Raw genomic sequence first — 20,545 nt, forward strand, 5'->3', positions numbered from 1 at the left:
TCAATGATTTAAATGGATCGGGATCATTAGGATATTACCTCTGTTGTTATACAAACTGTTGTTTTCGTTTAGCAATTGATCATACGTTAATGCAGGGCCGTTCAGGTCGCGTTTGTAAAATCCGGCAATCCGGTCAGAAGTGTAGTATAAAATTTTACCATCGGCCGAGACGTGGGGAGAGGATAAATTGTTGCCATTGTTCACTTCGGGTCCCAGCTTTTCTTCCTTTGTCCAGGCGCCATTCTGCTTAAAACTCACGCATAGGTCGTTTCCATCCAGGTAAACCAGGTAGGATTCATCCGGCGCTATAAAGGGATCCTGTATCTCGGTTGCACCAGGGATAAGAAGTTGTTGAGGTTTATCGTAATGATCACCTTCGCGGATAGCGAAAAAGCTTTGCATACCAGTCAGGCCCTTGCGGGGCGAACAGTAATACAATGTACCCTTAGCACTTACCGATGGTGCGTAGTTGCCAACGCCGGTTAAGTTAATTGTCGAATCCAAATGAGCAGGTGTTCCCCAACTACCGTCTGTTTGTTTTTTTACCTTCCAGATGTGAATAGCCGCCTGTGGCACATTTGGTGCGGCACCAGGCAAATAAGGCCGGCTTGATATAAAAAACAACGCCTTACCATCCGGTGTAACAAACGGATCGGTATCCCTGAATTTGCCGGAAAATGGTACGACCTCCGGTCGCTGCCAGGCGCCATTCACTTTTTTGGCAGTGATGATGGTCCAGAAAACGTCACCTAGTGAACTGTAAGCGGTATTGCCATCGGGTGAAAAAGAAACCGACCATTCACTATAGGGTGTTGAAAGTATACCGGGCGCAAATACCTGCGGCATTGCGCCGCTGTCAATTAACCGGCGGCTTTGGGCCAACGTGCTTATGGTTATTGATGAAGCAAAAAACAGGAGAAGATACTTTTTCATATTCCAAACCTGCTCACTGGTCGTGCTATTGGCAAAATAAATCAATAACTACCCTATTTTTTTAAACGAATACCGCGACCATTTAAAAAACCGGGCAGGCGATTGAAAAGCTGCCTTTGGGTTGACAGCAGTAAATAATTTAGTAGCATGAAAAAAATCTGGATTTTATTTACGCTACTAACTTTGTGTATCTATAGCAATGCGCAAAACATCATAAGCCCGGGCAGTCCGGAGATTAAAACCGAACGCATTCACCCATCGCACGATTTTTATAAAAATGTAATTACGGGGCCGGATGGTAAACTGCTATACGAATTTATGATGGAGAACTACCAGTGGTTGGATAGTGCCAAGCAACAGTGGGTATTTGCCCGTTACCGGCAGGTGCCGCGTGGTTATTTCTCTACCGATACTTCGTATACCGATCTGCGTTTGATGCCGTTACACATGCACGAAATTCATTTTCAGCAAAATGTAGATATTCAAATGCAGTTTGAAGCTGAAAAGGCTACTGTAACCACCATCCGCAAGGGACAAAGCACTACTAAAACGTACGCAATGACACCCGGCTACTTTGAGGATAACATGATCGAATACCTGTTCGGTTATCTTGAACTGAAAAAGGGCGTTACTTACAAGTTAGACAATTTCAATCCGGCAACGTCAGGTTCAGACCCTTTTACGGTAACTTACAGCGGCGACGGAGATCATTCAAAGGTTTTTACATTTACCCATGGCGACACCCGCGGACGCATATGGATAGATAACAAAACCCACCAGATTTTGCGGCAGGAAGGGCAAAGCCCAAAATGGCATCATGTGGTTACCAAACAATAAAAAAATAACCGAACTTGGGCGTGTGCAAAACAAATGGAACATTGCCGGGCTTTCGGTTGTGCAACTGCAGATACTCATCTGGTGCGGGGTGGCTATGGTGGTTTTCTTCAGCACTATTGCCGAAGACCCACTTTCGCAAACGCTCATTTACACGCTGATCAACACCAGCTTTTATGCGATAATTATTTACGGCAATATCCTTTGGCTGTATCCGCGCTTTTATGAACGGGGGAAAACGGCTCAATATGTAATCTTCTCGGCTGTTTATGTAGTAGCTTTTGCGCTGGGCCGGGGTTATTTAGCGGTAGGTATTTATAACCGTTATTTCGCCAAACAGCCGGAGGAAGTAAGCGCGGGGCTGATCATTGCGTTTATTGCCGGTGGCTGTCTAGATTTTTTAATGAGTTTGGTATTTCGCGTGGCGCTGGCTTATTTTAAACTCAAAAAACAGTCAGAGGAAATTCTTTTACAAAAAAGTAAAGCGGAGTTGAACCTATTGAAGGCACAGTTACAACCACATTTTTTGTTTAATACGCTTAACAATATCTATTACGAAATTTATACCGAGGCACCTCGTTCTGCCGATCTGATCGGTCAGCTCTCAGAGATCATGCGTTATTTTGTGGACGAAAGCCCGAAGGATCAGGTGCCCCTGTCTGCAGAGATCAGCTTCTTAGAAAACTATATCGCTTTAGAAAGTATCCGTTTGCCTTACGGTGCCGATATAAAAATAGACAAACAGCTTTCGGCCGACTTTCAGGTACCGCCGATGCTATTGATGACGCTTGCCGAGAATATTTTTAAACATGGCATTGATAAGGGAAACCCAAACAATCCGGTAAGTATAGGGCTGTATGACAAAGAAGATTGGCTATATTTTGAAACCGCTAACCCCATTGCCGATCAACCACAAACGCCTCACGGAATTGGCTTAAAGAATTTGAGAGAGCGATTGCAGATTTTGTACGACGGGCGGTTTGAACTGAATTGTAATGCAGAGGGCGTAGTTTACAAAGCATCCTTAAAAATACCTTTAACATGAAGCTAAGTTGTATGATCATTGACGACGAACCCAACGCGGTAAAACTGCTGCAGGTGCTTATTGAAGAGCAAACACGATGGGCCTGTGCCGCGACTTGTTATAATGCCGCAGAGGCACATTCTTTTCTGAAGGAACATCAAGTTGATTTTATATTTCTGGATATTAATATGCCTAAGTTAACCGGCATGGAGCTGGCCGGCTTACTGCCCTCGTCTACCCGGATAGTTTTTACTACCGCTTATTCGGAATACGCCGCCGAAAGTTTCAATTTCCAGACCATTGATTATTTGTTAAAACCCATTACGCTTAAGCGCTTTTTGCAGGCGGTAGGCAAAATAGAGGGTTACTTCACCACGCAAATTTCAAATCCGGTAAAAGAACCTGAACAGTTGTTCTTTAAATCGGGTAAAACGCTTAAACGTGTTTCGTTGGCCAGCATCCTGTATTTTGAAGGGGAACAGGAATACGTACGAGTGGTAACGCCCGATGATCAGTTTCTCATTTACCGCCGGTTGAAAGATGTACAGGAGCAATTACCCGATAACTTTATTCGTGTGCATAATTCCTACATCGTCAATACGGCGCATATGCAAAAGATACAGGACAACCACGTTTATATAGGCGATAAGCAAATACCGGTTAGTGAAAAGTTTAGGGAATGGTTGATGCGGGTTATTGGTCAGCGTTTGTTTTAAACGGTTTAAAATAATCGGTAAGCGATTGAATAAGTTTGTTTAGTGCTTCCCATAACCGGAGTTTAGGTGAATCATTAAGCGAATTTTATTTTTAGCAGCCTGCTACTTTTTTGTTTTTAATTGCGCCTACGCCCAAAACAAGGACAACTACTTTAAATTCCACCTGAAGCCCGGCCAGCAAACCGGGACGGTTTTTATGCGGACGATTTCAATTTCAGGGAAAGACTTTCCGGAGCTGGTAAGCCGGGTAAGCGGTACCGGAGATTATACCGTTAAAATGGCAACGGCAGACTCAGCTTCCTTCGATGCCATTTTTAGGATAGACGGACACCCCGCAAGTAACCTGCAAATCACCATTGGCGATGAAGGCCGCTCTATCGCTTTTTCAGAAAAAAAGTCTGCCAATCATGAAGGCAGCGGACTGGCCTTTAACGCTTTTTTATGGGGAACGCCACCTGCGCATTTAGAGGCCGGCGAAGCTGGATCACAAACGTCGATCAAGCCTGGGAAAGCGGGGGCCCGGGCCGTCAAAAGATAACGGTTATATACACCGATCCTGCCAACCATACCATCTGTTTGCGCCGCGACGGCGATAGCGAAGGCTTTTATGAAAATGAACGCCCTGAATTAAACATCAGCAAAGATGGCAAGCCGCTTAGCGTAAAAATCAACCCGGGTAAAACACATTGGACAGGTTTTACTATTTTTAGAGACGGATTGATCATCAGTGATGAATTAGTGGCAGAACGGCCGATGACTTTAACCGCCGCAGACGGTACTGTTTACAAACGCGCAGCAGCGTGAATACATGATGCTGAATGCCAAACCGTTTGAATAAAATAACACCAGGCAGATACCAGCAAGCTGACAAAGCGTTGTCCCATATTTGACCTGCAGGTTGCTGGTCTGAAAAATCGCCTGCTGCGCCGGACTTATCCCTATGCCGCTGTCTTTGCAACTACACGGTTCAACAAAGTGGCCGGACAGGTTGATGTCAAAAAAAAAGCTTCCTTAAGGAAAAGTCTACAAGTATCTGCTATTGACAACATTGCAACGAAAACAGCAGATTCATCCGCTGTGGTCACTGTCAGGAATCCGCAAGCCGTGGTACCTTCTTTAGATTCCCGGTCAGATCTTTGCTATCCCGCCGGCTTGAAACACAACTTATCTTTTGTTAATTTTTAGAAGGCGCTGTTGTCGTAAACTTGCCGGCAGATTCAACAAGCGATGAAAAGTGATTTTAAAGTGATTTACTTAGGCGGCCCTACCGTGATCATTGAGATCGGCGGCCTGCGGCTGATGACCGATCCTACACTGGATCCCGCGGGAGAAACTTTTATGGTTGGCGACAAGCCGGGTTACTGGAAGACGGCCGGTCCCGCTACCACGGAGACCGGACCTATCGATGCGGTATTATTGAGCCATGACCAGCACAAGGACAATCTGGATAATGCGGGAAGGAAATTACTGGAAACGGTTGAAAGAACGTTTACCACGACAGATGGCGCCAAACGCTTAGGAGGAAACGCAGTAGGCCTCCAACCCTATGAGCAGGCAGTGCTTAATGAAAAAGTAAGCATCACGGCTATGCCTGCCCGGCACGGTCCGGCCGGCACTTTGCACCTTACCGGTGAAGTAACAGGCTTTTTAATTGAAACCCGTGATATTCAACTCTACCTCACCGGTGATACCGTCTATTATGAGGGCATCAAACAAATTGCAGCAAGATTTCAGCCCAAATATGTATTCGTTTTCGCCGGTGCAGCAAAACCCAGGGGGCCCTTTAACCTTACTATGGGCGCGAATGATGTGCTGGATACAGCCGGCGTTTTTCCTGAGGCGACGATCATTCCTTTACATTTTGAAGGCTGGTCACACTACACAGAATCTGACGCAGAATTACGGACAGCTTTTGAGGCTGTTGGAATCGCTGAAAAACTGCTGATATTAAAACCCGGCGTACTTTATTCACTATAAATCCGTCAGGCACGAACATGAACAAACGAAAATTATTTCTGGTTTACCTGCTGAACTGTATAGCCGGCGTAAGTATAGGATTTTATTGTTTACAAAGGAATGCCGAGACCGGGGCCTGGGTACTGGTTTCCGTGGTGATGGTGCTTGCTCCCGACAGAGATGACGCTGTAAAATTTGATTTTAACCGGATCAAGGCCAACCTGATCGGGGCATTGACCGGACTATTGCTCACCCTGATCCACCCGTCAAATGTCCATACCATGGCTTTGGGTGTGTTACTGGCAGCAACAATTTGCGAGTTCCTTAACGTAAAATCGGCCACGCGGTCCGCCACCGTTGCGGTTATCCTGATCTCGCTGGCACCTGCCGGAAAAACATTTTATGAAGTTGCCGCAGCCCGTGCCATAGGTGTCGGATCGGGTTGCAGCATTGCTTTATCGCTTACACTCCTAAGCCATGCCATTATCCCTGTATTCCGGAAGAAAGCTGAGCACTATTCCTCCCAATTTGGTAATTTTGAATGAAGCAGGAGAATTCAAATGATAGATATCAATGAGATCAGTTCGTATTTAGACCTTTCGGATAAACTTACACCGGCCGATTACGTGTCGTTGGGGAAGTTTACAAAAGTGAAGGGGCTGAGGCCCGGTGACATTTATATTGCCGAAGGATCATCACAGCAAAAAATAGGGTTTATTACTCAGGGGATTTTGCGCACTTATTTTCTGGAGCCCGGTGGTGATGAAATCACCATCATGTTACGATGCGAAAACCAAATCATTGCTTCCATTGATTCCATTTTGCTTCAACAGCCCTCCCGTTTTTATTACGAAGCGATCGAACCCGTTATCCTGATCGAGCTGGATTATCAACATGCTAAAGCTTGTATTGATCGAGACGTTCACCTGGCGGCCTTACGTCACGAAGTATTGGTGGGCCTGCTGTTACAAACAGTAGACCGCCTGGAAGATTTCATGTTACTGAATCCCGAGGAAAGATATATCCGGCTGATCGCACAGCGGCCCTATATTGCTAATCGTGTGCCGGATAAGTTTCTTTCCACGATGCTGGGTATCACTCCAGTATCGCTGAGCAGGATAAAAAAGAGGCTGAAGAAAAAGGATTCCTGAGTTTTATAGCTGCTTCGTCAAATCCTCTCGCCATAAAACTTAACGGTAGCCGCTTTTTTCCGCATTTCCCGTTTCTTCTATCATATGAATCCAGGACAAGTATCCCCTGCAGAAATAGACGAATAAATTCAAAAAAATCGACTTCCTTCCTTACAACTGCCCCCAGCCGCCATCCACCAGCAGATCGCCGCCGGTCATATAGGATGAATCATCGGAGGCAAGGAACAATACTGCTTTAGCCACTTCTTCTGCACTGCCCCAGCGTTTCATCGGCACTGCATCCGTGATATAGTCATCAATAGCCTTTTGCATACCTTCATCATGTTGCGCCGTCAGCGGAGTTTGAATCGCGCCGGGACTGACCACATTGACCCGGATTTTTTTAGCCAGCACCTTTTCATCCATTGCGAAGGTCCTGCCTAAAGTCCGCACCGCAGCTTTACTCGCCGCATACACCGGGTCGCCCGGCCGGCCCTTGAAATGTGCCAGTGAACTGGTGAAAATGACCGACGCATTTTCCGCCAGGATCGGGAAGGCTTTGGTGAACAGAAAAAATACACTTTTGACATTTGGTATCCAAGGTGAGGTCATAAGCTGCCTCATCCGTTTCAAACAGTTCCGGCGAATCGGACATCCCTGCATTTGCGAACAAGATATCGATGTGTCCATATTGTTCTCTTACCTCGCTGACCATCCTCTCGATCTGCGTGATGTCGGCAACATCTGCAATCACTGAGCAGGCATTTTTCCCAATCTGCTCAACTGCCTCATTCAATTTATTGGCATTCCTCCGGCAATGATTACCGTAGCGCCCTGATTATTTAACAGCTTTGCGGTAGCCAGCCCGATCCCGCTGCTGCCTCCGGTTATCAGCGCAACCTTATTTTTTAATTTGTATTCCATGCTGATTTGACCAACCTTTATCTGGGATGTTACAATAATCTTTCAGCGACTTGCTCGGCCGTTATTTCAAATCTTTCCATACGTCAGAAAAACCTTTCGCTAAAATTCCGGCAATTTGTCTACGTAGCCTTATAAAAAAGCAGGCGTAATTATTGAACGGCAGTCAAATTTTCGGCTTTAATTCAAAATTGCTACATTTATCATTAATAAAGGCAAAATGACTAATTATCGGAATGTTTCAGACCAAGCACTAGTGGCCTTTTTAAAAGAAGGTGCTCAAGGCGCTTACACGGAAATTTACGATCGATACATTTTCAATCTTCTCAACCATGCTTATAATATAACCAGGAATCGTGAAGAAGCTAAAGACATTGTTCAAGAAGTTTTTACTAAGCTTTGGGCAAAGCGGCACGAGGTAGAAATCACAACCAATCTTGCAGGTTTTCTTTATACCGCCGTTAAAAATATTATTTTGAACGAGGTTAATCATAAAAGCGTGCAGAGTAAATATTATTCGTCCATTCTAAGATTTTCGGTGACGCCGGAAATTGTGACCGACCACCGTGTCAGAGAAAATCAGCTTACTGCAATCATTGAGAAAGAAATCGCCGCACTTCCTCCAAAGATGCGGCAAGTTTTTACGTTAAGTCGCAAAAAGCATTTAAGTCACCGGGAAATTGCTGAGCGTCTGGGCATCAGCGAAGCAACGGTCAGTCGGCATATTTCCAATGCCCTAAAAGAACTAAGAGTAAAACTTGGTCTTTTCACGTTTATTATGCTCATATTAAGCCAAAAATAATTTTTTATTTTTTTTTACATGTTTGGCTTGAGTTACTTGTCTTACATTTTATATGCAAGAACGAGAACTCAAAGCATTATTGCAAAAGCTTAAAGATGGCAGTGCAAGCCAGGAAGATAAAGACTTTATTGAAAGTTGGTATTTGCAATATGTAAAAGATGCCCCATCAAATCACTTAAGTGCTGAGGAAATTGCTGAAGACGCTGTTGAAATTTGGTCCGTCTTGCAGCCTACAGTAGCCGCACGCAAAATAATGCCATTGTGGACACGCATTGCAGCAGCTGGATCAATTATTATTTTTTTTAGCATTGGCATTTATTTCATTTTACGTAATCGATACGCTACCAATGATAATGTTTCAAAAATAAATCAAAGCCACGATATCGCTCCGGGTAGAAATCAGGCAACTTTAACCCTGGCCAATGGTCAAACGATCCTGTTGACCAAAAACATGAGCGGGCAAATCGCGAAGCAGGGAAAAACTACTGTTCAAGCAGCCAATGGCCAGCTTATTTACCAGGCCTCGGATGCCGAACAAATCATAGCTTATAATACCATTTCAACCGCCAAAGGAGAACAAAGTCCATATCCAATAACATTAGCCGATGGTACCAGGATCTGGTTAAACGCTGAATCTAAAATTTCCTTTCCGACCGCCTTCAACCAAAAGGAACGTGTTGTTAAATTAACCGGAGAAGCCTATTTTGAAGTTAAACATAATGTTAACCACCCTTTCAAGGTAGAAACCGCAGGGCAAATTATCGAGGATATTGGGACATCATTTAATGTAAATGCTTATCCTGATGAAAAGGTGATCAAAACCACCCTTGCAGAAGGGATAGTTAAGGTTAATAACCTCACCCTCAAACCCGGACAGCAAACCGACGGGCTAAGCGTTAAAAATGTCAATGTGGCGCCTTATACGGCTTGGAGAACCGGCGATTTTGATTTTCAAGATGAGAATATTGAATCCATTATGCGTCAACTCGCCCGCTGGTATAACATCGAGGTCGAGTACAGCGGTAGGATTCCCGAAGATGGCTATACCGCCACCATTTCCCGTAAAAGAAATATCAGCGCGATTTTAAGGGCTCTGGAACGGGCCCAAAGCATACATTTTAGAATTGAAGGAAGGAGGGTAATCGTTTCAAAATAATCATTGATAAACCATCCCCTAATTAAAAAAGTCACCCTGAAAATCAGGATGACTGGATCGAATTATTAACTGCCCAAGCCGTCTCGTCTGGAAAACTATCGGCAAAGGCTAAACTCAAACTGAACAAATGTACAATTTCTACTCACAATTTGTACGGCAAAACCGTACATCAAAATTTCTGCTGGTCATGAAACTCACCAACCTTATCATGATACTGGCGATCATGCAAGTGAGCGCTATCACCCGTGCGCAAAAAGTGACAATTGCGGTAAAGAATGCACAACTTGCTACTGTTCTTCAGCAAATACGCGCTCAAACCAGCTATGATTTTGTTTATAAAACAAAAACGTTAGAAAACGCTCTTCCGGTGACCATCAATGCCTCCAACCAAGATCTCAAAAAGGTTTTGGATGAAATATTCAAAAACCAACCCATATCTTACTCTATAGAAGATAATTTAGTGGTTTTCAAACCGAAAGAGCTCTCGCCATTAACACAGCTTAAGGAAAAGATCGTTTCCATGTTGGACTTTAATAAGGACATTAAAGGGAGGGTTTCCGATTCTACTAATTTGTTATTGCCAGGTGCCAGTATTACCTTAAAAAATGCAAACTACACGCGCACCGCGTTATCGGATAATAACGGATATTTTGAAATCCCGGCGGTTCCGGATGGCAACTATACGTTAACCGTAACCTTTGTAGGTTATGAAAAATATCAAATTCCGTTAAATACTAAGGCTTTTGAAGGTTCATTATCGATTGTTTTGGCCAAGGCGACATCGCCACTCGATCAAGTTCAAGTGATAGCCTACGGCAATAATACAAAGCGGTTTAGTGTAGGCTCAGTTGCCACTGTCACTTCGGAAACAATTGAGAAACAACCCGTGACAAACGTTCTACTCGCATTGGAAGGGCAGGTTCCGGGGCTGATGGTCACTCCTACTGGCGGGGCGCCAGGTTCGGCGGTGAAATTGCAAATCAGGGGTCAGAACTCACTAAGACCGACTTCAAGCCAGTTTGCTCCCCGCCCTTATGACCAGCCTTTGTTTATCGTTGACGGAGTGCCTTTTGCCACGCAGAACCAAAGCGTGGGTAACTTATTAACTTATTATCTTACGGGTAACCAGCAAAGTGTCATACCTGGAAACGGTGTTAGTGCTTTAGGGATAATTGACCCTGCAGACATTGAAAGTATCAGTGTCCTGAAAGATGCAGATGCCACATCAATTTATGGTTCACAAGGGGCTAATGGTGTTATCTTGATCACCACTAAAAAGGGAAAACCGGGCAAAGCTCAAATGGCGGTAAATGTAAATTCTGGCTTTAACGCTCCGACCCGTTCGCTTCAAATGATGAATACAGCTCAATTCCTCAGTTTGAGGCGCGAAGCTTTAGCAGTGGATAAAGTTACGCTTACCCCATCTAATGCAAACACGTATCCAGATCTTCAGCTTTTTGATGCCTCAAGAAGCGTTAACTGGTACAACCGCTTTTTGGACCGAACACCTTTTAATACTGATGTTCATGCCAGTTTCAGCGGAGGAGAAAAAAATACCACCTTCATTCTTTCGGGCGGTTATAACCATACCACTTATAATTTCCCGGGAGATTTTGCTGATAACCGGCTAACGCTACACAGTGCCTATACTTATCATTCAACAAATAACAAATTGTCAGTCCAGTTCGGTGCGGATTATGCCTACGATAAAAATAATGCCAGCGCAGCGCCATCAGTTGCGGCAGCGATGGCATTGGTTCCAAATTTCCCGGAAATGGTCGACCCTCAAGGTAACCTGATATGGTCCTATAGAAATTACCACTTTTCCAATTTAAATCAATACAGTAAACTCCGGCAGCCCGCAAGTGTTCAAATGTATAATCTGAATAACACTGCCCGATTAGCTTACCAAATCATTCCTAATTTATCAATAAGCACAAATATAGGCTATAGCCGTACTGATAATAAAAACTATGCAGCGATGCCGAAGAATACACTGGACCCTTTTACAACATATCTTCAGTCATCAGCAACTTTTACTAACAGCAGCTATCAAGCGATTAATATTGAACCGCAAGCAACCTATGAGCACCAACTGGGATCAGGCGTGTTGTCGGCTTTGATCGGCGGAACTTATAAAAAGCAATTTTCTAATTCCAATACGCTCACCGGGTCAAATTACCCAAATGATGACTTGCTGAACTCTGTGGGTGGCGCGGCTAATATTTACGCTTACGATTCCAATTCCATCTATAAATACACTGCAATTTATGCTCGTATCGGCTACCTCTATGATCAGAAGTATATCATAAATTTAACAGGTAGAAGAGATGGATCAAGCAACTTCGGGCCAGCTCATCAATTTGGCAACTTTGGTTCAATCGGGCTAGGTTGGATATTTTCCGAAGAATCGTCTGTAAAAAGCAATTTACCGTTTTTAAGCTTTGGCAAATTGTCAGCCAATTATGGAACAAACGGAACTGATGGTGTCGCTCCCTACAGTTATCAGGCCTTTTACGATGTTGCTTATCCAACTCAATACGATACCTATCAAGGAGCGCGTCCATTTTTACCCTCGAATTTGTACAACCCAAACTATAGCTGGTCAATCAAAAAATCATATAACGTGGCCGTCGATCTCGGATTTTTTGGAGACCGTTTGCTGTTCAATGCCACCGGTTATTTGAATAGGACCTCAGACGAATTGATCAATTATGCATTACCCACTCAAACCGGTTTCCCCGGTGTATTAGGTAATTTTCCTGCCACCTTACAAAATAAAGGTCTTGAGTTTACGATCAATTCAACCAATATCAAGACCAGCAATTTCAAATGGAACTCAACCTTTAATATAGGGTTAAATAAAAACACCTTAGCAGCGTTTCCTGGTTTAGCAACATCCTCTTATTCGCAATTATATCAGATAGGTAAAAGTCCTAATCTTTTCTACGGATATCGTTATAAAGGGGTAAATCCAACGACCGGCCTTTTTGAGTTTTATAAAGCCGATGGGACAGTTACGAGTAAACCCACTCAGTCCAATGTTGCTGCGGGCGGTGATCAACAGCCGCTTTTTGATTTAGACCCGAAATTTTCCGGAGGATTTGGCAATACAATCACTTACAAAAACTTTAGCTTAACGGTATACTGTCAATTTGCTAGCCAAATGGCCAACAATTATTTGGCTGGCATCTATTCGTATGCTTCCCCGGGTAGCTTTAATAACCTACCTACAGCAGTAATTGGAAAGTATTGGCAAAAACCTGGCGACAATGCTATTATGCAAAGGCTTATCGGTACTTATGGAAATGGTCAATCTACTACCGCAGCAACTGCCTTCCTACAATCGTCAGGTGCTTACAGCAATGATACTTATTTAAGGGTAAAGACGGTATCATTAAGTTATAGTTTTCCGGAACATTTATTAAAAGGCACTGGCATTAAAAACCTACGGGTTTATGTAAATGCACAAAATCTGTTCACTATTACTAATTATAAATTGGGGGATCCAGAACAGCCGGGCATGTTATACACTATACCACTACAGCGAAATATCGTAGGCGGTCTATCTTTCAACTTTCAATAATAAGATGATGAAAAAATATTTGAAAAATCAATATACAAAGGTTATAGCTACCGCTTTAGTGATACCCGCAATGTTGTTAGGTGCATGCAAAAAGCTTATCGAAATTCCGCCCAGTTTAGCTACTCAGGTATCGACAGCCAGGGTATACTCAGACAGCACCAACGTTATCAGCGCTTTAGCAGGAGTTTATGCGGGATTTGGTGCAGGAAGCTATGTGTTTAATATCAATGGTGGACTGCTAGATGTGTACACAGGCTTATCCTCGGACGAAACCGTCTACTCTTTTCCAGGTTATGCACCGCTTGACGCAATTTCTGCCAACAACATACAGCCCGATAATGCAATCACGGCTGGCTTTTGGTCTACTGGTTATCAAGGCATTTATAGTGTTAACGCATTCCTGGAAGGAGTGACAGGAAACACCAAAATCTCCGCATCATTTCAGAATCAGGTTAGAGGTGAAGCACTGCTTACAAGATCGTTATATTATTTTAATCTGGTCAATATTTTCGGAGGAGTTCCCATCATTACCAGTACAGATTATAAAATTAACACAACAAAAGCCCGCGCAACTGTAGACGAAGTTTATTCGCTGATAATTAGCGATCTGACGACTGCTATTTCACTGATGAGCGATAAGTATCCCAGTGCCGGTAGGCTTAGACCTGACGTCAACGCCGCCCGAGCGTTACTAGCAAGAGTGTATTTGTACCGCGGCAGGTGGAAAGAAGCATCCGATATGTCCAGCTTAATCATTAATAGCGGCTTGTATGATCTGGTGGCGCCGAACGTAACTTTTACCGATGGAAGCCGCGAAGCCATCTGGCAGATGTTAACCTTAGACCCTTACAATCAAACCGCTGTAGCCCAAAGTTTTGTACCCTATGATACCACTAGCCAGCCAACATACATACTATCCGATAATCTTATAAATGCTTTTGAAGCGGGAGACAAAAGGTTTACAGCTTGGACTGGAAAAAACACAGACGGCATCACATCTTGGATATATCCGGCCAAATATAAAAATCATACTAAAACAGATTCCCCGCTGGAACAATGGATGATTTTCAGAATAGGCGAACAATACTTGATCCGAGCCGAGGCCCTGGCAAACCAAGGGTTGTTAGATGAAGCCCGAGCTGATATCAATAGGATTCGCACAAGGGCGGGGCTTGGCAATACCACAGCGGTTACTAAAGATGAGGTGCTTGCAGTTATAGCCAAAGAGCGGCAAACGGAGTTATTTGACGAATGGGGACATCGTTGGTTCGATTTAAAAAGGACTGGAAAGGCCACAGCTGTTCTTGGTCCGCTAAAACCAAATTGGACGGCATCAGATGAACTTTACCCTATACCCCTGTCAGAAATTAAAACGAATCCCTTTTTAGTACAGAATCCAGGATATTAATAATCGCCTCTTACATACTTAACCTGCCAGTCAGTGCATTGGCAGGTCAAGTCTCTTATTGTCAAAATTTTAAAAACATGCAAGAATCAATTCTAAAAATTAAACACTTATCACACAGATATTCAAGCAATTGGGCTATACGTGATATTAATATGGAGATCGGTCAGACCGGAATTGTCGGGTTATTGGGATCAAATGGTGCCGGCAAATCCACGACAATGAATATTATCTGCGGTGCACTTAATCAAACAGAGGGTGATGTTTACATCAATGGCGTTAATATAAAAACTAACCCTCAGCAAGCAAAAAGCAACATTGGTTTTTTACCTCAAAATCCACCCTTATACATGGACTTTACGGTAGATGAGTATTTAAATTATTGCGCCGGTCTGCGATTGATGTCTAAAGATTCGATGAAGCAGGCTATCAAGGATGCCAAAGAACGCTGTGGAGTAGAACATTTCAGTAAGCGGTTGATTAAAAACCTGTCTGGCGGCTACCGTCAGCGCGTGGGGATTGCGCAAGCAATTGTACACAAGCCGAAGTTGGTGGTCTTGGATGAACCAACTAATGGATTAGATCCAAATCAAATTACTGAGGTGAGAGCCTTAATCAAGGACATCGCAAAAGATCGAGCCGTTATTTTTTCGTCCCATGTTCTATCAGAAGTTCAGGTACTATGTAAGGACATTAAAATGATTGAAAACGGCAGGATAGTTTTTGCCGATACGATGGACGCTTTCAACAACTATGTAGAACCGCATAGTTTGCTTGTTAGTATGGAAAATTTACCTCCCGAAGAAGATCTTTTGAGAATAAACGGAATTAACAGAGTTGATACGCTTACAGCTCGCCAGGCGCGGATCTATTTCAACGGAGACCAGGACATCACTGAACGAGTGGTTGCAGCGAGCGTCGAAAACAATTGGCGGTTACGGGAGATCGTTCTGGATAAAACATCGATCGATGAAATATTTGCCCAATTATCAAACAGTTCAAAACAAATCACAAACTCATGAAAACAATTTTAAGAATCGCAAAAGCAGAATTGCTAACCTTATTTTATTCTCCGATCGCCTGGTTTTTAATAATTGTTTTCTTAATTCAATGTGGGGTAGTCTACGTCGGGCAACTGGAAGCTAACGCTCGCTCGCAGGAAATGAGCGGTAGTGTACCGACCTACTTCGGGTATTTAACCGAAACCATTTTCGTGGCTCCGGGTGGCCTGTTCAATACGGTGATGCAAAATCTATATCTCTACATCCCTTTGCTAACGATGAGCTTAATCAGTCGGGAAACAAGTAGCGGTACCATAAAGCTCTTATATTCTTCGCCGATTGACATACGTGAGATTGTATTAGGCAAGTTCGCTGCGATGATGGCTTACAGCTTAGTATTGGTTGGCGTGATCGCAATCTTTATCATATCCGGAATGTTCCATATCGATCATCCTGATAGGGGTATGCTGATGACAGCCATGCTGGGTTTTTATCTGTTGTTATGCACTTATTCTGCCATCGGCTTATTTATGTCTTGTCTGACGACCTATCAGGTGGTTGCGGCCGTTTCTACTTTTGTCATGATCGGCATTTTAAGTTTTGTCGGATCGCTATGGCAAAACGTGGCTTTTATCAGAGAACTAACCTATTTCTTGTCGATAAATGGCCGTACGCGCAACCTCCTAGGAGGCTTGGTAACAACTAAGGACGTGATTTACTTCCTGGTAATTATTTACATGTTTTTGGCCCTGAGTATCTATAAACTTCGTGATGGCATGGAGTCAAAGCCAGCTTTAATCAGAGCCGGCCGTTATCTATCGGTTATTGCAACAGGCCTTTTTATTGGCTGTATAAGTTCAATACCTAGTTTAATAGGCTACTATGACGCTACGGCGAACCACCTTCGTACATTAACACCCAACGCGCAGCATATTATCAAACAATTGGGAGATGAACCGCTCGAGGTAACGGTTTATAATAACTTATTGAGTAAGTTTTGGTTTTTGGGTGGTCCTGAGTCCTATAAGGAAAATCAATCTCGCTGGGAATATTACCAACGCTTTAAACATAATATTGATCTGGATATGGTTGTATATTATGACAATCCACTGAACGAAAACTATGTGTTGCCAAGTTATCCCGGAAAAACCATGAAGCAGGTAGCCGAACTCTTGGCTAAAGGCAGAAAGTTAAAGCTAAAGGATTTCAAAACACCGGAACAAATGCGTAAGCTGATAGACCTGCGACCAGAGATGAATCAATATGTTATGCAATTGAAATGGCGAGGACGAAAAACTTTCTTGAGGGTTTTTGATGACCAGGCCATATGGCCATCTGAAACAGAAGTTGCTGCAGCTATCAAAAGATTGTTGCAGGCTAAACTGCCCAGAATTGGCTTTTTAACGGGACAATTAGAAAGAGATGTGAATAAAATGGGCGATAAAGATTACAAGGCGTTAACCAATTTAAGTACGTTTCGCAATTCGCTGATCAATCAGGGTTTTGATGTCGATTCAGTGGACTTGGAGGGAAAAGAAGTTTCACATGATATATCTACGCTGGTTATTGCCGATCCCAAAGTCCCTTTCGCACCCGCCGTTTTAATCAAACTGGAAAAATACGTTGACGATGGTGGTAACCTGCTTATTGCCACTGAACCAGGTAAACAAGACATTTTAAATCCTTTACTAGCTAAAATAGGCGTTCAAATAAATCAAGGAATCATCGTACAGGAAAGTGAACAATTTTCTCCCGACATGGTGACTGCAAAATTGACTGATTTTGCGGGTACATTCTATAAGCCTTTAATCAAAAGCGTAGCAGATAGTATAAAAGTATCGATGCCTTCTGTAACAGGATTAACCTACAGCACAAATGGAATGTTTAAGGTTGAACCATTACTACTTACTGATGCCAAAAAATCCTGGACTAAGAAAACGAAGCTGGATCTTGAACTGTTTAATAAGGCTAGTGCATCCGTTATCACCGGTAACGTTACAGGTTCAATCAATGCTCCAAAACCACCAGTTTTGGGTACATTATTATTTTCAGCTAATGACGGAGACGTACGCGGCGTTGTTCCCACAGCCATTGCGCTTACGCGCAAAATTCATGGGAAAGAGCAACATATTGTAGTAACCGGTGACGCCGACTTCCTGAGTAATTCAGAATTGGGAAGGCGCAATATGAGGACATCAAATTTTCTGTTTAGTACGGGCTTATTCAGTTGGCTGAGCAACAAGCAATTTCCTATCGATACCTCCCGCCCGGATTCCATGGACAAAAAAATTAAGGTTACAACGGACCAGGTAGATGTACTACGAATAATTTACCTATGGGTACTGCCAGGCATTTTGCTCTTATTCAGTATTATTTTATTAGTAAGACGCAAAAGAAAGTAACCAAATGGCTTTTTCAACGGATAAACAAACATTGGATGACCTGAATATCTTTGGTCGTCATGGCAGCGATTCTATTTATAACCTATTCAACTGCTGCGCTACGAGAGGAGGCGCAGCAGTATTAGAAGAAATGTTCAAGTATCCGCTTTCGAGCGCGGAAGCTATCAATCGCCGTAGCGCCATCATACAGTTTTTTTCGTCAACCGGCATTCCATTCCCATTTCGAAACACAATTTTTGATGAATTGCAGGTTTACCTTTCAAATACAGACGAACGTTCTAAACTAGTTGCGGCAGATCAGACCATGACAAAAAGGCTAACCAACGCACTCTCAACGGATGTAGTCAAAACGCAAATCTATAAAGGCATAGCGGCTATGTCAGAGTTAGTGAAAGAGACGGCGAAATTTATAGCAAAAATTAATGTCAAACCCAGCGAAGAATATAGCTATGAATTAAATGAAATACGTAGTTTATTGCAACTGCCAATGTTCATTGCTTTACTTGAAAGTCCAAATCGTCTTTCTCCTAACGAAATGGTGAAATTTGATGATTCGCTGCGGTTTCGAAACCCTGGAGCCGTAAATAAATTACTAAGCTATCTCTATAATATTGATGTCTACGTGGCGGTCGGTAAAATCGCTAACAGCCGGAATTTCAATTTTCCAATTGCGCTAGCTAACGCTCAATCTATCACCTACCTGGTTGATTTATATCATCCGCAAGTGATCAATGCGGTCCCTAATACCGTATCGATCTCACCAAAACAAAATGTTATTTTTTTAACAGGCGCTAATATGGCCGGCAAATCCACCTTCATGAAATCGTTAAGTATTGCGGTTTATTTAGCGCATATGGGTTTTCCTGTCGCAGCGTCCAGTATGGAGTTTTCTGTTTTGGATGGTTTGTATACGACGATTAACCTGCCGGACGACCTAGGTATGGGTGCCAGTCATTTTTATGCAGAAGTGATGAGGGCAAAGAAAATTGCCAGTGAGCTTCGCACAAAAAACCTCTTTATCGTATTTGACGAATTATTTCGGGGCACCAATGTAAAAGATGCGGCCGAGGCCACCATAGCGTTTACTGAAGCCTTCGCAAAAAAAAACGCCAGTATTTTTGTTATTTCCACACACATTATTGAGGCGGGAGATGTGTTACACGAGCGGTGTAAAAATATCAATTTTCTTTATCTGCCTACTGTAATGAATGCAAACAGGCCGGTATATACTTACAAGTTAGCACAAGGTATCACCGGGGATCGCCATGGCATGGTAATTATCAACAATGAGGGTATCGAAAAAATACTGAAAAAAGGTTTAGATCGTGAAATTTCTATAAATAACAAGTATGGCTTTACCGTGGATAAGCAAACGCTTGCAGACTTAAATCTACTTGATAAATATAAACCAAATTCCGTTTACAGTCTTTTTAATCAGGTTCGGACCGATGGTGGTGAACGTTTGCTGCGAGAAATGTTTCATCATCCTTTGACGAACGCAGAACAAATAAATAAACGCAGCGATTTGTTCAAATTTTTTACTGGCCTGAATATAGAGTTCCCGATAACTAACGAAATCTTTACTAGAGCGGAAAATTATCTTGATACCGGAACGTACCCAAACTACCTTGCTTCTATATCGGGGCTGGCGGCTCAAAAAATTCAAAGCAATCTTGTTAACGACGAACGATATCCCCTGCTTTTTAATGGATTACTAGCGACCATAGAAATGTTAAATCATTTCCGTGACTTCATTGTCAAGCTCGCAGCAAAATACAGCAACAATAGCCCTTATCAGGAAGAACTGAATTTTTTATCAACACTTTTTAAAGATCCACGTCTTCAATGGCTTTCAGCTGAACGTAATGTGCAGGAATTACCCTTTTTAAAAGTAACGCGTTATGATTTCCTGTTAAAAAACACCTTGCGCAAGGAGATGGAAATTGTCATGTCCAGCCTTTATCATTTGGACGTCTATATTGCTGTCAGCGCGACAGCCAAACAAAGAAACTTCTTATTTGCCAACGCCTCAACGTCTGAAATGCCTTATATCCGCAGCAAGGCCTTATGGCACCCATCTTTAATAAAGGGTATACCGAACCCGGTTAACTTTAATTCGAGAGAAAACCTGCTGTTTCTAACAGGCGCAAACATGGCTGGGAAATCTACGCTGATGAAAGCTTTCGGAATAGCAATTTACCTGGCCCATATGGGTTTTCCGGTCGCAGCGAAAGACCTGGAATTTTCAGTAATGGACGGTTTGCGTTCATCCATAAATGTAGCTGATGATTTGAGTATGGGCTATAGTCACTTTTATGCCGAAGTATTGAGGGTTAAGACCGTCGCTAAAGAAGTTGCTAAAGGCAAGAACCTGGTTATTTTATTTGATGAACTATTTAAAGGCACTAACGTGAAAGATGCCTACGACGGTACATTGGCCATCACTCAAGGGTTTGCTGCCTATCGAAACTGCTTTTTCATAATCTCTACCCATATCGTTGAGGTGGGTGAAGCATTAAAAGCACTTACTACCAATGTTAGATTCGCCTATTTGCCAACCGTGATGAATGGCCTTGCCCCCCAATACACTTACCGGATCGAAGAAGGTATTACAGCAGATAAGCAGGGGATGATTATTATCCAGAACGAAGGCGTATTGGACGTCTTGAAATAAATACT

At 43.0% G+C, this 20,545-nt stretch carries 17 protein-coding genes and 1 pseudogene; 15 read left to right on the top strand and 3 right to left on the bottom strand.

Annotated features, from left to right (window positions below; translation table 11 throughout):
• Positions 1–933: a PD40 domain-containing protein gene (locus tag FO440_RS09895; protein WP_144248028.1), complete on the bottom strand. Its 933-nt coding sequence runs from the start codon at positions 931–933 to the stop codon at positions 1–3.
• 147 nt (positions 934–1,080) lie between these two features.
• On the opposite strand from FO440_RS09895, the gene FO440_RS09900 reads away from it, so the two are divergent.
• From FO440_RS09900 to FO440_RS09935, 8 genes are all read left to right on the top strand, one after another.
• On the top strand, positions 1,081–1,770 hold the full coding sequence (locus FO440_RS09900; RefSeq protein ID WP_144248029.1) for a DUF3108 domain-containing protein: 690 nt from the start codon (positions 1,081–1,083) through the stop codon (positions 1,768–1,770).
• Positions 1,751–2,812: a sensor histidine kinase gene (locus FO440_RS09905; protein WP_144248030.1), complete on the top strand. Its 1,062-nt coding sequence runs from the start codon at positions 1,751–1,753 to the stop codon at positions 2,810–2,812. Before FO440_RS09900 ends, FO440_RS09905 begins: the two co-directional genes overlap by 20 nt.
• Positions 2,809–3,507 carry a LytR/AlgR family response regulator transcription factor gene (locus tag FO440_RS09910; RefSeq protein ID WP_144248031.1) on the top strand — a complete coding sequence of 233 codons (699 nt, stop codon included), beginning with the start codon at positions 2,809–2,811 and terminating at the stop codon, positions 3,505–3,507. Before FO440_RS09905 ends, FO440_RS09910 begins: the two co-directional genes overlap by 4 nt.
• A gap of 196 nt (positions 3,508–3,703) precedes the next feature.
• The gene (locus FO440_RS09915; protein ID WP_144248032.1) at positions 3,704–4,045 is read left to right on the top strand and encodes a hypothetical protein; all 342 of its coding nucleotides are present in this window, start codon (positions 3,704–3,706) and stop codon (positions 4,043–4,045) included.
• Positions 3,949–4,311 (top strand): hypothetical protein, encoded by a 363-nt coding sequence (locus tag FO440_RS09920; protein ID WP_144248033.1) that lies wholly within the window; start codon positions 3,949–3,951, stop codon positions 4,309–4,311. The genes FO440_RS09915 and FO440_RS09920 overlap by 97 nt, the downstream gene beginning before the upstream one ends.
• Before the next feature lie 423 nt (positions 4,312–4,734).
• Positions 4,735–5,484 carry an MBL fold metallo-hydrolase gene (locus tag FO440_RS09925; protein ID WP_144248034.1) on the top strand — a complete coding sequence of 250 codons (750 nt, stop codon included), beginning with the start codon at positions 4,735–4,737 and terminating at the stop codon, positions 5,482–5,484.
• A gap of 17 nt (positions 5,485–5,501) precedes the next feature.
• A complete protein-coding gene (locus FO440_RS09930; protein WP_144248035.1) occupies positions 5,502–6,008 on the top strand; it encodes an FUSC family protein in 507 nt (168 codons plus the stop codon).
• 15 nt (positions 6,009–6,023) lie between these two features.
• Positions 6,024–6,614 (top strand): Crp/Fnr family transcriptional regulator, encoded by a 591-nt coding sequence (locus FO440_RS09935; RefSeq protein WP_144248036.1) that lies wholly within the window; start codon positions 6,024–6,026, stop codon positions 6,612–6,614.
• Between the two features lie 150 nt (positions 6,615–6,764).
• Here the strand turns inward: FO440_RS09935 and FO440_RS24695 are convergent, their stop codons facing one another.
• Both FO440_RS24695 and FO440_RS25105 read right to left on the bottom strand, forming a co-directional pair.
• On the bottom strand, positions 6,765–7,163 hold the full coding sequence (locus FO440_RS24695) for an SDR family NAD(P)-dependent oxidoreductase (protein WP_394348365.1): 399 nt from the start codon (positions 7,161–7,163) through the stop codon (positions 6,765–6,767).
• Positions 7,054–7,517: pseudogene (locus FO440_RS25105) on the bottom strand (SDR family NAD(P)-dependent oxidoreductase). The gene FO440_RS24695 and the pseudogene FO440_RS25105 overlap by 110 nt, the downstream one beginning before the upstream one ends.
• Positions 7,518–7,734: 217 nt before the next feature.
• On the opposite strand from FO440_RS25105, the gene FO440_RS09945 reads away from it, so the two are divergent.
• The 7 genes from FO440_RS09945 to FO440_RS24825 all read left to right on the top strand — a co-directional run bounded on the left by FO440_RS09945 (position 7,735) and on the right by FO440_RS24825 (position 20,540).
• Positions 7,735–8,316, top strand: coding sequence for an RNA polymerase sigma-70 factor (locus tag FO440_RS09945; protein ID WP_144248037.1), 582 nt, complete (start codon positions 7,735–7,737; stop codon positions 8,314–8,316).
• Positions 8,317–8,395: 79 nt separating this feature from the next.
• Positions 8,396–9,472 carry a FecR family protein gene (locus tag FO440_RS09950; RefSeq protein ID WP_186292625.1) on the top strand — a complete coding sequence of 359 codons (1,077 nt, stop codon included), beginning with the start codon at positions 8,396–8,398 and terminating at the stop codon, positions 9,470–9,472.
• A 187-nt stretch (positions 9,473–9,659) separates the two neighbouring features.
• Positions 9,660–13,058 carry a SusC/RagA family TonB-linked outer membrane protein gene (locus tag FO440_RS09955; RefSeq protein ID WP_246104200.1) on the top strand — a complete coding sequence of 1,133 codons (3,399 nt, stop codon included), beginning with the start codon at positions 9,660–9,662 and terminating at the stop codon, positions 13,056–13,058.
• Between the two features lie 4 nt (positions 13,059–13,062).
• Positions 13,063–14,466 (top strand): RagB/SusD family nutrient uptake outer membrane protein, encoded by a 1,404-nt coding sequence (locus tag FO440_RS09960; protein WP_144248040.1) that lies wholly within the window; start codon positions 13,063–13,065, stop codon positions 14,464–14,466.
• Positions 14,467–14,543: 77 nt separating this feature from the next.
• Positions 14,544–15,485 carry an ABC transporter ATP-binding protein gene (locus tag FO440_RS09965; RefSeq protein ID WP_144248041.1) on the top strand — a complete coding sequence of 314 codons (942 nt, stop codon included), beginning with the start codon at positions 14,544–14,546 and terminating at the stop codon, positions 15,483–15,485.
• A complete protein-coding gene (locus tag FO440_RS09970) occupies positions 15,482–17,866 on the top strand; it encodes a Gldg family protein (RefSeq protein WP_144248042.1) in 2,385 nt (794 codons plus the stop codon). Before FO440_RS09965 ends, FO440_RS09970 begins: the two co-directional genes overlap by 4 nt.
• A 4-nt stretch (positions 17,867–17,870) precedes the next feature.
• A complete protein-coding gene (locus tag FO440_RS24825; RefSeq protein ID WP_246104201.1) occupies positions 17,871–20,540 on the top strand; it encodes a MutS-related protein in 2,670 nt (889 codons plus the stop codon).
• Positions 20,541–20,545 lie beyond the last annotated feature (5 nt).

This window comes from Mucilaginibacter corticis (genome assembly GCF_007558865.1).
GTDB classification, from domain to species: Bacteria; Bacteroidota; Bacteroidia; order Sphingobacteriales; family Sphingobacteriaceae; genus Mucilaginibacter; species Mucilaginibacter corticis.